General features: G+C 62.1%; 14 protein-coding genes. 10 read left to right on the top strand and 4 right to left on the bottom strand.

The window, feature by feature from the left end:
- Window positions 1–30 precede the first annotated feature (30 nt).
- The 8 genes from pufA (EDC35_RS16935) to EDC35_RS16900 all read left to right on the top strand — a co-directional run bounded on the left by pufA (EDC35_RS16935) (window position 31) and on the right by EDC35_RS16900 (window position 6,443).
- Window positions 31–240: a light-harvesting antenna LH1, alpha subunit gene (gene pufA / locus EDC35_RS16935; protein ID WP_132978452.1), complete on the top strand. Its 210-nt coding sequence runs from the start codon at window positions 31–33 to the stop codon at window positions 238–240.
- Window positions 241–336: 96 nt separating this feature from the next.
- Window positions 337–462: a light-harvesting protein gene (locus EDC35_RS16930; protein ID WP_132978451.1), complete on the top strand. Its 126-nt coding sequence runs from the start codon at window positions 337–339 to the stop codon at window positions 460–462.
- 27 nt (window positions 463–489) lie between these two features.
- A complete protein-coding gene (gene pufA, locus EDC35_RS16925; protein ID WP_132978450.1) occupies window positions 490–651 on the top strand; it encodes a light-harvesting antenna LH1, alpha subunit in 162 nt (53 codons plus the stop codon).
- Between the two features lie 400 nt (window positions 652–1,051).
- The gene (kaiC, locus tag EDC35_RS16920) at window positions 1,052–2,761 is read left to right on the top strand and encodes a circadian clock protein KaiC (RefSeq protein ID WP_132978449.1); all 1,710 of its coding nucleotides are present in this window, start codon (window positions 1,052–1,054) and stop codon (window positions 2,759–2,761) included.
- A 17-nt stretch (window positions 2,762–2,778) separates the two neighbouring features.
- The gene (locus tag EDC35_RS16915; RefSeq protein ID WP_132978448.1) at window positions 2,779–3,099 is read left to right on the top strand and encodes a circadian clock KaiB family protein; all 321 of its coding nucleotides are present in this window, start codon (window positions 2,779–2,781) and stop codon (window positions 3,097–3,099) included.
- A 28-nt stretch (window positions 3,100–3,127) separates the two neighbouring features.
- Window positions 3,128–3,520 carry a circadian clock KaiB family protein gene (locus EDC35_RS18910; RefSeq protein WP_132978447.1) on the top strand — a complete coding sequence of 131 codons (393 nt, stop codon included), beginning with the start codon at window positions 3,128–3,130 and terminating at the stop codon, window positions 3,518–3,520.
- Between the two features lie 4 nt (window positions 3,521–3,524).
- Window positions 3,525–5,633, top strand: a complete 2,109-nt coding sequence (locus EDC35_RS16905) for a hybrid sensor histidine kinase/response regulator (protein WP_132978446.1) — start codon at window positions 3,525–3,527, stop codon at window positions 5,631–5,633.
- Between the two features lie 168 nt (window positions 5,634–5,801).
- Window positions 5,802–6,443 carry a response regulator transcription factor gene (locus tag EDC35_RS16900; protein WP_132978445.1) on the top strand — a complete coding sequence of 214 codons (642 nt, stop codon included), beginning with the start codon at window positions 5,802–5,804 and terminating at the stop codon, window positions 6,441–6,443.
- A 5-nt stretch (window positions 6,444–6,448) separates the two neighbouring features.
- Here the strand turns inward: EDC35_RS16900 and EDC35_RS16895 are convergent, their stop codons facing one another.
- Window positions 6,449–7,999 carry a GAF domain-containing protein gene (locus tag EDC35_RS16895; RefSeq protein WP_132978444.1) on the bottom strand — a complete coding sequence of 517 codons (1,551 nt, stop codon included), beginning with the start codon at window positions 7,997–7,999 and terminating at the stop codon, window positions 6,449–6,451.
- An 81-nt stretch (window positions 8,000–8,080) separates the two neighbouring features.
- On the opposite strand from EDC35_RS16895, the gene EDC35_RS16890 reads away from it, so the two are divergent.
- Complete coding sequence (locus EDC35_RS16890; RefSeq protein ID WP_132978443.1) at window positions 8,081–8,686, top strand: biliverdin-producing heme oxygenase; 606 nt, start codon at window positions 8,081–8,083, stop codon at window positions 8,684–8,686.
- A gap of 50 nt (window positions 8,687–8,736) precedes the next feature.
- Here EDC35_RS16890 and EDC35_RS16885 read toward each other — a convergent pair whose 3' ends face one another.
- Genes EDC35_RS16885 through dksA form a run of 3 tightly spaced genes read right to left on the bottom strand, consistent with a single transcriptional unit; the run spans window position 8,737 to window position 10,576 of the window.
- Window positions 8,737–9,153 carry a bacteriohemerythrin gene (locus EDC35_RS16885; RefSeq protein ID WP_132978442.1) on the bottom strand — a complete coding sequence of 139 codons (417 nt, stop codon included), beginning with the start codon at window positions 9,151–9,153 and terminating at the stop codon, window positions 8,737–8,739.
- Complete coding sequence (gene gluQRS, locus EDC35_RS16880; RefSeq protein WP_132978441.1) at window positions 9,131–10,081, bottom strand: tRNA glutamyl-Q(34) synthetase GluQRS; 951 nt, start codon at window positions 10,079–10,081, stop codon at window positions 9,131–9,133. The genes EDC35_RS16885 and gluQRS overlap by 23 nt, the downstream gene beginning before the upstream one ends.
- 60 nt (window positions 10,082–10,141) lie before the next feature.
- On the bottom strand, window positions 10,142–10,576 hold the full coding sequence (dksA, locus tag EDC35_RS16875; protein ID WP_132978440.1) for an RNA polymerase-binding protein DksA: 435 nt from the start codon (window positions 10,574–10,576) through the stop codon (window positions 10,142–10,144).
- 288 nt (window positions 10,577–10,864) lie between these two features.
- On the opposite strand from dksA, the gene EDC35_RS16870 reads away from it, so the two are divergent.
- Complete coding sequence (locus EDC35_RS16870) at window positions 10,865–12,070, top strand: aminotransferase class I/II-fold pyridoxal phosphate-dependent enzyme (RefSeq protein WP_132978503.1); 1,206 nt, start codon at window positions 10,865–10,867, stop codon at window positions 12,068–12,070.
- Window positions 12,071–12,085: the final 15 nt, after the last annotated feature.

The following is a 12,085-nucleotide window of genomic DNA, read 5'->3' as shown; positions in this document are numbered from 1 at the left end:
ACGCCAAACAGATTTAAGAGGTAATTGAAAATGGAAATCATGGGTTACAAACCGCTTGAGCAGGATTATCGTTTTTGGATGGTCGTGAATCCGTCCACCTGGATGGTGCCGATTCTGATTGCCATCGCGGCAATCGCGGTGATCATTCATTTGTATGCATTCTCCTTGCCGGGCCAGGGCTTTGCGTCCAAAGCGGAAGCTCCTGCGGCTCCGGTTGTTGAGGCCGCTCCGGCAAAGTGAATGATGTGTCATGACGGATTTCGTCATGGCCTGGTCGTCGCCTAATGCCACGGCATGAAGCGGCAAAATATCAATCCCTGAAGGGGAAGCGAATCAATGAATGGCTTAAACGAACAGCAGGCGAAAGAGTTCCACGCACAGTTCAAAGTGACCTATACCGCCTTTGTTGCGCTGGCGGCACTGGCGCACCTGATGGTGCTTGCCAACAATCCCTGGTTCTAATCCGTACCACCTGACGAGATCAAAACAATGAGCGAAGTCGCAAAGCCCAGCAATCCGAATGACGATTGGAAATTCTGGATGGTTGTGAATCCGTCGACCTGGTTGATGCCCATCTTTTTTGCCGTCCTGCTGATCGTGCTGACCATTCACGTCACCGTTCTCAAGCTCGGCATCTTCACCTGGGGCTGAGTGCGTTCCGTCGAGACTGCGATCACCGTGACGGGATCGCGGTTTCATGCGAGGCGCGCTCTGCGCGTCTCGCAGCTTCAGTGCAAAGGACTGCCGCAAATCGGGAAAAGATTTGATCAGCAAGGGTTTTTCAGCAAGTCTCCTGAGCAGCTCTCAGCCATCTCTCAAGACATGCCCTCTGTCATCACCTTAAACGGGCGTGTGTTTCGATAACACATGCCTGCGCTGAAGGTCGCGTCTCTCGCCTGTTTATCATTTGGTGTTAGCATGTCCCGTGGCTTCGGGCTGATTTCGATGTCGCCTGCACAGCCACGACTGTCACTGCGCAATGCGCCCTCACCCGTTACGGGGCGCGTCAGCGGCAGGTGAGCTTCGTTCTCAGGCGCAAGGAAACTGACCCATGCAGACTGGACCACAAGCTGTCAGCCATTCTCCGGGCTTGGCAAAATGTCGAACCGGTATCTGCGGCCTTGACGAGATCACTGAAGGCGGGCTGCCGCAGGGTCGTCCGACCCTGGTCTGCGGCGCGGCGGGTAGCGGCAAGACCCTGCTGGCGATGGAGTTCATCGTTCGCGGTGCGCGCGACCTTGACGAGCCGGGTGTCTTCATCGCCTTCGAGGAGACCGAAGGCGAGCTCATCGCCAACGTCCGGTCACTCGGCTTCGATCTCGATGACTTAATCGCGCAGAACAGGGTCGCGCTCGATTATGTCTATATCGAGCGCAGCGAGATCGAAGAGACCGGCGATTACGGACTCGACGGTCTTTTCATCCGGCTTGGCTGCATGATTGAGCAGGTTGGCGCCCGTCGGGTCGCCCTTGATGGCGTCGAAGCCCTGTTCACCGCGCTCTCCAGTGAAGGGATTCTGCGCGCAGAGCTGCGCCGACTCTTCCGCTGGCTGAAGGAGCAGGGGGTAACCGCCGTCATCACCGGCGAACAGGGACAGGGGACACTGACGCGCCATAATCTGGAAGAGTACGTCAGCGATTGCGTCATTTTCCTCGACCACCGCGTGAATAATCAGGTGGCCACGCGCCGCCTGCGCATCGTCAAATATCGCGGCTCCCGCCACGGCACCAACGAATATCCCGCGCTGATCGATGAGTGCGGACTCAGCGTGCTCCCGATCAGCTCCGTGAGTCTGGACCATCGGGTGTCGCGCGAGCGCGTCTCCACCGGAATCCAGCGACTGGACGCCATGCTGGGCGGTCAGGGTTATTTCAAGGGCAGCAGCGTGCTCGTCTCCGGGACCGCCGGCGCCGGCAAGAGCAGCCTCGCGGCCGCGTTCGCCGACAGCGTCTGCCGGCACGGCGGTCGCTGTCTCTACTGGTCGTCCGAAGAATCCTCCGCGCAGATCCTGCGCAACATGAGCTCAATCGGATTCGATCTCGGTCGGCACATCCAGAGCGGACTGCTGCATTGTTTTGCCATCCGGCCCACCCTGTACGGGCTCGAAAACCATCTGGTGAGACTGCATAAACTGGTGGTCGAGCAGCGCCCCGAAGCGGTCATCCTCGATCCCATCACCAACTTCGCCGCAGTCGGGGATGCCGCTGAAGTCAAGATCATGCTGACGCGGGTAATCGATTTTCTGAAGAAAGAAGGCATCACGGCGCTCTTTACCAGCCTGGCCCCGGGTACCGGCCATGGTCAACTGGAGCACACCGACGAGGGCATCAGCACCCTGACCGACACCTGGCTGCTGCTCCAGATGGTGCAATCCGCCGGGGAGCGGAACCGGCTGCTCTATGTGCTCAAGAGTCGCGGCATGGCGCATTCCAATCAGGTGCGGGAATTGCTGTTCAGCGAACGCGGCATCGATCTGGCCGATGTCTACACCGGCGCCGGCCAGGTCTACGCCGGCTCAGACCGGCTCGCCCAGCAGGCGCGCGATCAGACCGCTGCACTCGCCCAGCGCCAGGCCGCTGAACGTCGCCGACGCACCCTGCAACAGAAGCGAAGCGGTCTTCTCGCCCGGATCCACGCACTCCAGGCACAGCTTGACGGAATAGAGGAAGACGCGGCCCTCGCCGAGGCGCAAGAGCTTCAGCGTCTTGCTGCGGCGGCCTGCGCGGAGGCCGAACTGGCGCATGCACGTTATGCCGATTGAGACGGAGGATCTGAATCATGAAGCCTGCCGCCACGGAATCGCCTGCCCCGGATCAGGGCGCCGAGTGCTGGTGTCTGCGTCTCTATGTCGCGGGCCAGAGTCCGCGCTCGATTCAGGCCTTCCAGAACCTCAAAGACCTGTGCGAGACCCATCTCGCCGGACGTTATGAGATCGAGATCATCGACCTGATCGAGAATCCACGACTCGCACGGGGCGATCAGATCGTTGCCGTGCCCACCCTGGTGCGCAAACTGCCCGAGCCAGTACGCAAAATCATCGGCGATCTCTCGAATACTGATCGGGTGCTGGTCGGGTTGGATCTGCGCCCGCGAGGCTGAATCTTCGCTCATCAACCAAGAGTCCGCCATGACCGCAAGAACGCCTCGGGACGAAACCGATTCGTCAGGATCGGTCCAAAGGAATGACGACCGGAGCAATTTCGAGGCCGCCGCCCAGGCCTGTGGCAGCGCCGGCTACATCCTCCGGCTCTATATCGCCAGCCTGACGCCGCGCTCAATGGTCGCCATCCGCTCGGTCAAAGAGATCTGCGAGAAACATCTCCAGGGTCGCTATGAGCTGGAGATCATCGACATCTACGAACACCCGACCCTGGCCAAAGGCGAACAGATCGTCGCCGCGCCCACACTGATCAAAGAATTGCCCCTGCCGCTACGCCGCCTGATTGGCGATATGGCCGACGAACAGCGCGTCCTGGTGGGGCTGGATCTGCGGGCCAGGGGCACAGGCTCCCGAGGCTAGCCCCATGCCACACCCGGCCAGCCGCCCCAGTATCGCCCGGCTCCAGGCCGAGAACATGGCGCTGCGGGCGCGCCTCGACGAAGCCGAAGAAACCCTGCGAGCGATTCGCGAGGGTGAGGTCGATGCCATTATTGTCAGCGGCAGTCAGGGTGATCGCGTGTTCTCGCTGATGGAAACCGAGAACCTGCATCGTCTGATGGTCGAGACCATGAACGAGGCCGGTCTGGCCGTCACCCCGGACGGTCTGCTGCTTTACTGCAACGAACGCACCGCCACCCTGCTCAAGCGACCACGCAACACGCTATCAGGCTGCCGACTCGACGCATTCGTGGTACCTCGGGATGTCGGCAGACTGCATGCACTGCTGGCGACCCCTCCCGAAGGGATCGCGGATGACCGCGTGGTGTTTCTTGCGGCGGACGGCTCGACCGTGCCGCTGCACCTCTGGGCCAGCCGGCTTGACCGCCCGCAGGAACCGCTCATCTGTCTGGTCGGCACCGACCTGACCCGGCTGGAGGCCGATCAGGCGCTGGTCGCCCAGCTCGAACAGCAACAGCGCGCGATCTTCGCCTCCCGCGCCGAGGCGCTCGACTTGATGAATCAGGCGATGCTGGCCCAGGAGCAGGCGGCGCAATCCGCCCGCGAGCTGCGCGAGAGCGATCAGCGCAAGGACGCTTTTCTGGCCACGCTCGCCCATGAATTACGTAATCCGCTCGCGGCGATCCTCCATGCGCTTGAGATCCTGCGCGTGCGAGACCTCACCGATCCCATCGCCCTCGATGCACAGGACGTCATGGCGCGTCAATTCGCCCACCTGGTGCGGCTGGTGGATGACCTGATGGAGGTCTCACGCATCACCCGTGGCAAGATCGAACTGCGCAAGGAGCCGGTGGAACTGGCGACCGTCATTGACAGCGCCGTGGAGACGGTGCGTCCGCTGGTCGAAGCAGCCAGTCAGCGGCTCACCGTCAGTCAGCCGTCGCAGCCGCTGTGGCTGGAGGCCGATCCGATGCGTCTGGCCCAGGTCTTCGGCAACCTGCTCAACAATGCCACCAAATACACAGGCAATGGAGGCGAAATCCGTATCGAAGCCCGACAGCAGAACGATTCGGTGCGGATAGCGGTGAGCGATACGGGGATGGGGATCCCCGCCGATCTCCTGCCATGCGTGTTCGACCTCTTCCGGCAGGGCGATCCAGATCAGTTGCAGGTCCATGGCGGTCTGGGGATTGGATTGTCGCTGGTGCAAAACCTGATCGAGCTGCATGGAGGACAGGTTGAGGCGCACAGCCCCGGACCAGGACAGGGTAGCGAGCTGGTGGTCCAGCTTCCGCTGGCGCCGCAGCAGGAGCGGACGCCGTCGGCGAAGCCCACGACCGCCGCGCTCCCCGCATGGCTGAATCTTGCGGCGGACTGTCGCATTCTGGTGGTCGATGATAATCGGGACGCGGCAAACAGTCTGGCCCAGCTCCTTGAACTCAAGGGCGGCAGGATCCAGATCGCCTATGACGGGTTATCGGCCCTGGCGCTGCTGGATGAACAACGGCCACATCTGGTGATCCTCGATCTCGGTATGCCCGGCATGGATGGCCACGAGGTGGCCCGCCGCATCCGTGCGCGCCCTGACTGTCAGGACATCACACTGATTGCGATGACAGGGAGAAGTCAGGAAACGGATCGGCAGCACTCGTTGGAGGCCGGATTCGATCACCATCTCGTCAAACCAGTGCCGCTCGACGTCCTTGACTCGCTATTGATGGCGTTTGGCGATCCGCAAGCGGGGGCGTCCGGGCCGGACCCTTTCCGGGCCGCCGCAGAGTGCCCGTCACCGCAGCCGGTTCCCAACCTGATGCAAACAGTCAGGCACGACGTGACCGACGCGGAACGGGGCCATCAGCTCGACGCCATTGGCCCGACCGCCGCCTCCTTGATGCATGACCTGGCCCAGCCTTTGAATACCGTTGGCTGTTATGCCGTCGCGGCGCGTAATCTGGCCAGAAAGCTGGGGGGCGACACGAATCGTCTGTGCGAAGCGTTAAGCGGGATCGATCAGCAGATGCAGCTTGCCGGCGCAGCCATGGATCGCCTGCGCGAGCTGTTTCGCGGAACCTGATGGCTGAGTCCTGAACCGCGCCGGCATACGCGGTCATCGATATCGTTCCAGGGATTGCCAAGAAACCACCTTATTGCCCACAATCATGGCTTGGTTTGGCAATCGCCCCGAGGCGCAAACAGCGATTGCCCCGATGCTATCCACACCACCATGCAAAAAATGGATCGAATGCACACCGAACCGATCACCTACATTGTCGATGACGATCCCGCATTGCGCGATGCACTCTGCATGCTGATGGAATCGGTGGAGATTCACGCCAGCGCCTTTGCCCGCGCCGAAGATCTGCTGGAGTCGGGGGTTCTGGAACAATCAGGTCCCGCGTGTCTGCTGGCCGATGTCCGCATGCCCGGCATCAGCGGCATTGCGCTGATGGAACATTTGCGCGAGGCGGGTATCGCCATCCCAACCATTCTGATCACAGGTTACGGCGACATACCGATGGCGGTGCGCGCGATGAAGCTTGGCGCCGTCGATTTCATCACCAAACCGGTGAACCATCAGGCGCTACTGGATCTGATCCAGAATACACTGCGCGACTACACGCCGGCATCCGAGCCGGACGCGGATTCGGACGAGGATGCCCTGCTACAGCGCTTTCATGACCTGACAGCACGCGAACGCCAGGTCTTCCACTGCATCACCGCCGGACAGACCAACCGCATGGTGGCCGAAGAGCTCGGAATCAGCGTCCGCACGGCGGAGTTTCACCGCGCACGCATCATGAAAAAAATGCAGGTCCACAATCTCGCCGACCTGACGCTCGCCCGGGTGACCATCCAGGCGCGACTCTCGCAACAGGCGGGATAATCTGCTCACCGACGCAGGATCTCGGCATAGATGTCATGCAGCACCAGGCTGCGGAATTTTCTGGCACAGAGCAGATCGGCGTTGCTCCATGGTTCCGAGTGGCTGGAACTGGTCTCGATCCAGCGTTCGAAGGATGAGCGCGGCGACAGGATCTGGCGTTGCGGATCAAAGAGATTGGTCTTACGCGGATCACCCGCCCAATAAACGGCCTGCGGCTGTTCCGGACGCCACCAGAGAAAGGCGCGCTCGTTCGTTTCCGCGAAACGGCCAACCCGAACCGCCAGCAGACCGCTGGCGCAATCAGCGCAGGCCGCAGCAGGCGGAAAGACCAGCGACAGCGCGTGGGTGGCAAAAATCGGGGCACTGACCTGGCGTTGCAGCCAATCGACCTGGGCACGGATGGCGGCCCGATCCGGCGTGATCCCGAAAGACACGATGCTCCGGTCTTCCACCAGCGCCGCCCCTGTCGCGCCAACCATGGCCAGCAGCGCCTCGCCGAGCATCGGGTCAGTATCCTCGGCGTGACCCATGCCGCGCCGCCGGCGGAGATCGGTCTGATGCAGCGCATCGATCAGGCGCGCAATGGCGTCGTCGCTCTGGCCGATATCCAGCAGGCTGCGGGTGCTCTGATAACCGCTGATGGCCAGCGTAAAGACCTGCGCCAGATCGGCGCAGCGCTCGCGTACCGGCAAGGGCAGGGCGCGCGGCAGGCGGTGATGGCAGGCGATGAGCCCCCAGAGTCGTTCCTTCAGCACGAGCGAAAACGACAACGACGCCGTCACCCCCATGTTCTTCAGATAGTCGAGATGTACCGGCGACACCGCCCGCAGGTCTGACAGGGTCAGATCCGCCAGCACGCCCTCGTCAGCCAGAATCGGCACCGGGATTGCCTCCGCATCCGCGATCTGACGATGACGATTGCTGAGATAGATCTGCCGCGCAATCTGCGGAATATCCGAGGCCGGATAGCGCAATCCAAGATACGGGGCGAGTCCGTCGATGAGACTTTCGCTGATGACTTCGCCACAGCCATCGTCACGAAAGCGATAGATCATGACACGCTCGAAACCGCTTGCGACACGCAGCTCGTCTGCCAGATACTGACAGTAGCGCGTCCAGTCGGTCTCCGTATAAGGCATCCGATAGAGACGATGCGTCACCGGACGGTAGGCTTCCCGTTGCTGTGAGGCAGGCAGCGCGGTCTCCAGCTCCAGCAGCCAGTTGCGCCCGTTGCAGGAGAGCAGTCCGTCCAGGCTGCCGCGAGGACCGCTGCACAGATCCGGATAGAGTCTCTTGCCGGTGGCGGGATGCATCCAGGCATCGGCCGGGATGTCGGTCGATGGCGGAAAATCCGGCAAGAGTTCGACCAGTGACCGCCCCAAGGCCGCCTCGGCCGGATAGCCGATCCAGTCGGCGAGATTGACGCTCGCAAACCGCAGCCGGGAATCGCCCGTCATCCCGCCAAGCAGCGCACCATTGGGCTGGATCGCCTGCGCATGATGCAACTGCTCGCGCTCGCATTCGGTCAGAAACCCTTGCCGTGAAAGCTCGCTCATGGAGGCCGTACCTGGGGTTTGGATCGGGTTGCCGGACATCTTAAATCGCGACTGAATTCGATACCACACCAGGCAGTGAACATGACGAGTACCCCATCATCTTCCGAGCTGCACCGTCGTCTCCGACAGGCGACCCGCCTGCCTCACCACGCCCTCGATCACCACCCGCTGCTGGCGCCGCTGGTCAGAACGGGTCTCTCGCTAGATGGGTATGGTGCTGCACTCGAAGCGCTTCACGGCGTCCACACCTATGCCGAAAAGGGCATTCTGGCGTTTCTCGGCAAACATCCCCTGCCCTTCGATTATTCTCCACGCCGCCAGATACCGGCCCTTGAGTCTGATCTGGCGGCGCTCGGACGCACGCCCATTCGGCTCGCCGTGGACTTTTTCCCGGTCCCGCAATCGGTCGGCGCCCTGGTTGGCGTGCTCTACACCCTGGAAGGATCGGAGCGTGGCGGTCAGGTCATTGCGCGAATCCTTCAGGAACTCCCGCTGGTCAATCTGCCGACAGCCTTTTTCAGCGGCTACGGAAGTCTGTCGCACCAGCGATGGGATGAGTTTCTTGAGTTTGCCGAAGCGCATTGTCCGGCTGACGAGCAGGAGATCGCCTGTGCAACCGCGATCTCGATGTTCGCGGCGATTCAACGCTACCTGGATGCGTATCAGAGCCATCCTGGCAAATCATGAACGCTTCCTGGAAAAGCCGTCTGCGCCCGGATCGCGCAGAAGGCACAATCTCATGAAGAAGGCGTGTGCTCCCCGGTGGATGCAATGTGATGCGCCAGTTTTTTATCCGAGCAGGTGGTGTGCAGGGCAAACCACTGAAACAGGAAATCGACAAGCTCGCTTAAGGTCGCGGCATCGAGCCGATAGTCATGAAACCGCCGGTCAAGCTCGCACAGCAGTCTGATATGTTCCTGTCTGTGCGTCTCATATTCCGGGAAATCATGATCGAGCATGATATTTTCTTCGCTGTAGAAATGAAATTCGGCGTATTTCCTCAACTCGACCAGGAGACGCATGACACGGTCTTTCGATGAGTGCCGATCTTCCGCGCGCGAGACATTGATGATCAGATCGACGAAAACCTGATGCTCGTGATCGATCCGCGCATGTCCAACTGAATATTTTTCATCCCACTTGATATTGATCATGGCGTTCAGTCCGTTCGAGCTGAAAATGAAGCATCGAGCTGGCCGGCACCCGTTCAATCCGCCATCGGGCGATGGCCTGCTGCCAGAATGCACTGAGCGAGCAATCTGAGCGCGGCGGCTCCTGACCCAGCAGTGTCCACACCCGTTTCAGCACCGCGAGCGGACTGGACGGATCGACCGGCGCGGCGGCGAGCGATTTGCTGAGTTTCCGTCCGGCGTCATCCACCAGCAGCGGCACATGGGCATAATCCGGCTGAGGCAGTCCCAGTGCCTGCTGAAGCAGAATCTGGCGGGGCGTCGAGAGCAGGAGATCCGCCCCGCGCACCACATGCGTCACCCGCTGCCAGGCGTCATCAATGATAACAGCGAGCTGATAGGCGTGAATCCCATCGGCGCGACGCAGGACGAAATCGCCGATGCTGTCTCCGACGACCTGACTCTGCATGCCCTGAATCCGGTCGCTGAAATCGATGCGCTGCGTATCGGTGCGGCAGCGGATGGTGCGTGGATGGCGTCCGTGCGGAAGTCCGCCACGGCAGGTACCGGGATAGATGGGGCCATCGATGCCGGGCGGGCCGAGCCGGGCAATCTCGGCGCGGCTGCATCCGCAGGGATAGGTCAGACCCAGTGCCGTGAGTCGATCCAGCGCGGCCTGGTAGGCGTGCGTGCGATCACGCTGGAAGACGACCGGTTCGTCCCAGCGGAAACCGAAGGCGTAGAGCGTGCGCAGGATGTCGTCAGCCGCGCCCGGCACCTCACGCGGGCGATCCAGGTCTTCCAGGCGCACCAGCCAGACACCGCGATGGGCGCGGGCATCGGCGTAGCTGGCGACCGCTGCGAGCAGCGAGCCAAGATGCAGTGAACCGGTCGGAGAGGGCGCGAAGCGCCCCCGATAGCCATTGGTCGATACGGGCGCTGAGTCGGGCATTCAACCAGTCGCCCCGCATCCGTTAGCTTGAACCGTCAAGGCGCAAAGAGCGGAAGCCGTTTAGCCGCGCTGCTTTTCGCGGATCTCGTCGAGCGTCTTGCAGTCGATGCAGAGGGTCGCCGTGGGTCGCGCCTCCAGACGCCGGATGCCGATTTCGACGCCGCAGGCCTCGCAATAGCCGTACTCGTGCTCGTCGATGCGGTCGAGTGCCTCGTCGATCTTTTTGATCAGCTTGCGTTCCCGGTCACGGGTGCGCAGCTCCAGGCTGAATTCGGATTCCTGGGTCGCACGGTCATTGGGATCCGGGAAATTGGTCGCCTCATCCTGCATATGATGGACGGTGCGGTCCACCTCTTCCATCAGCGATTGCTTCCAGTCCAGGAGGATGGCGCGGAAATGCTCCTCCTGGGCGGCATTCATGTATTCCTCGTCACTGTCAGCGTTGTAGGGTGCGAATCCGAACGTCGCGACTTCTTGTGCTCTTGCTTCGGCCATTGATGTCTCCCGAAGGCTCTGTTTTTGTGGAACGCTTGCGGCGTGGACACCCCGTTTTAAGAGACCGCGCCGCGAAAGGCGCCCTTAAGTACCAGATTGGCGTCCGGGGGGCAACCATATTACAGATTGCAAACGATGCGCGGGGGTCTCGTGTCGGGTAATCTTCGCGCTCGCGGCCATGACGTGCAGGCCGCTCACACCATGTGGAGTCGTTGCATGTGCGGATTCAAGGCGCTGGTCGGTGATCCGGGCGAACAGGCCCGGGGCGATCTGGCGGTGCTCGACCGGATGCATTCCGGTGTCGAGGGGATCGGCCACCGTCGTTTCGCGCCACGCGCCGAGGCGGTCGAACCCTTTCATGTGATGCGTCTGCTGGCCCAGGCGCGCGACCTGGAGGCCGCCGGGCGCTCCATCGTCCATCTGGAGATCGGCGAGCCGGATTTCCCGACCCCGTCGCCGATCCTGGTGGCGGGACAGCGGGCGCTCGCGGCGGGACAGACCCATTACACGCCAGCGGCGGGTCTGCCGGCATTGCGCCAGGCCATCGCGGACTATTATGGGCAACGCTATCGGGTGACGGTCGCGCCGACGCGGATTCTGGTGACGCCCGGCGCGTCCGGGGCGCTGCAACTGGTGTTCGCCGCGCTGCTGGAGCCGGGCGACCGGGTGCTGATCGGCGATCCCTCCTATCCCTGCTATCGACAGGTGCTGCGGCTGATGGGCGTCGAGCCGGTCGCGGCGCCGCTGGGGCCGGAGGATGATTTCCAGTTGACCGCCGCGCGTGCGGCGGCAGCCTGGACGCCGGGAATCCGTGCGGTGGTTGTCGCCTCGCCCGCCAATCCCACCGGATCGGTTCTGAGCGCGGACACGCTGGCCGGGCTCCATGCGCTCTGTCGCGCACGCGGGGCGGCGCTGATCGTTGATGAGATCTATCAAGGGCTGATCTACGAGGCGTGCGATGAGACCGCGCTCGCGCTCGAATCGCGTGATCTCTATGTCATCAACAGTTTCTCGAAATATTTCGGCATGACCGGCTGGCGGGTCGGCTGGATCGCCGCTCCCGATGCGTCAGTGGAGTTGATGGAACGTCTGGCGCAGAATCTCTTCATCGCCACCAATACACCCGCACAACACGCGGCGCTGGCCGCTTTCGACGCGGAGACACTCGCGATCATTGAGGAACGGCGAGAGACCTTCCGGGAGCGGCGCGACCGGTTATTGCCGGCGCTGCGCGAACTCGGCTTTGTCATCCCCAATCGTCCCGCCGGCGCCTTTTATCTCTACGCCGGGCTGCCCCCACAGGTCACGCTGGACGCGATGGACTTCGCGACCCGGCTGCTCACAGAGGCCGGCGTCGCCGTCACCCCCGGTCAGGATTTCGGCGCGCTGGCGGCGGGGCGTCATGTCCGCTTCGCCTACACGCGCGATCTGCACGAGCTGGACGAAGGCATCCGGCGACTCGGTGACTATCTGTCCGGCGGCGTGTCAGGCTGACGCCGGGCGTCCGGA

The sequence above is a fragment of the Thiobaca trueperi genome, from assembly GCF_004342175.1.
In the GTDB taxonomy this organism is placed as follows: Bacteria; Pseudomonadota; Gammaproteobacteria; order Chromatiales; family Chromatiaceae; genus Thiobaca; species Thiobaca trueperi.
The sequence above is the reverse complement of the archived record's forward strand: the minus strand, read 5'-3'. Positions and strand labels throughout refer to the sequence as shown.

Coding starts and splice junctions, on each gene's coding strand:
- pufA (WP_132978452.1), top strand. CDS start 31: ATGGAAATCATGGGTTACAAACCGCTTGAGCAGGATTATCGTTTTTGG.
- EDC35_RS16930 (WP_132978451.1), top strand. CDS start 337: ATGAATGGCTTAAACGAACAGCAGGCGAAAGAGTTCCACGCACAGTTC.
- pufA (WP_132978450.1), top strand. CDS start 490: ATGAGCGAAGTCGCAAAGCCCAGCAATCCGAATGACGATTGGAAATTC.
- kaiC (WP_132978449.1), top strand. CDS start 1,052: ATGCAGACTGGACCACAAGCTGTCAGCCATTCTCCGGGCTTGGCAAAA.
- EDC35_RS16915 (WP_132978448.1), top strand. CDS start 2,779: ATGAAGCCTGCCGCCACGGAATCGCCTGCCCCGGATCAGGGCGCCGAG.
- EDC35_RS18910 (WP_132978447.1), top strand. CDS start 3,128: ATGACCGCAAGAACGCCTCGGGACGAAACCGATTCGTCAGGATCGGTC.
- EDC35_RS16905 (WP_132978446.1), top strand. CDS start 3,525: ATGCCACACCCGGCCAGCCGCCCCAGTATCGCCCGGCTCCAGGCCGAG.
- EDC35_RS16900 (WP_132978445.1), top strand. CDS start 5,802: ATGCACACCGAACCGATCACCTACATTGTCGATGACGATCCCGCATTG.
- EDC35_RS16895 (WP_132978444.1), bottom strand. CDS start 7,999: ATGAGCGAGCTTTCACGGCAAGGGTTTCTGACCGAATGCGAGCGCGAG.
- EDC35_RS16890 (WP_132978443.1), top strand. CDS start 8,081: ATGACGAGTACCCCATCATCTTCCGAGCTGCACCGTCGTCTCCGACAG.
- EDC35_RS16885 (WP_132978442.1), bottom strand. CDS start 9,153: ATGATCAATATCAAGTGGGATGAAAAATATTCAGTTGGACATGCGCGG.
- gluQRS (WP_132978441.1), bottom strand. CDS start 10,081: ATGCCCGACTCAGCGCCCGTATCGACCAATGGCTATCGGGGGCGCTTC.
- dksA (WP_132978440.1), bottom strand. CDS start 10,576: ATGGCCGAAGCAAGAGCACAAGAAGTCGCGACGTTCGGATTCGCACCC.
- EDC35_RS16870 (WP_132978503.1), top strand. CDS start 10,865: ATGCATTCCGGTGTCGAGGGGATCGGCCACCGTCGTTTCGCGCCACGC.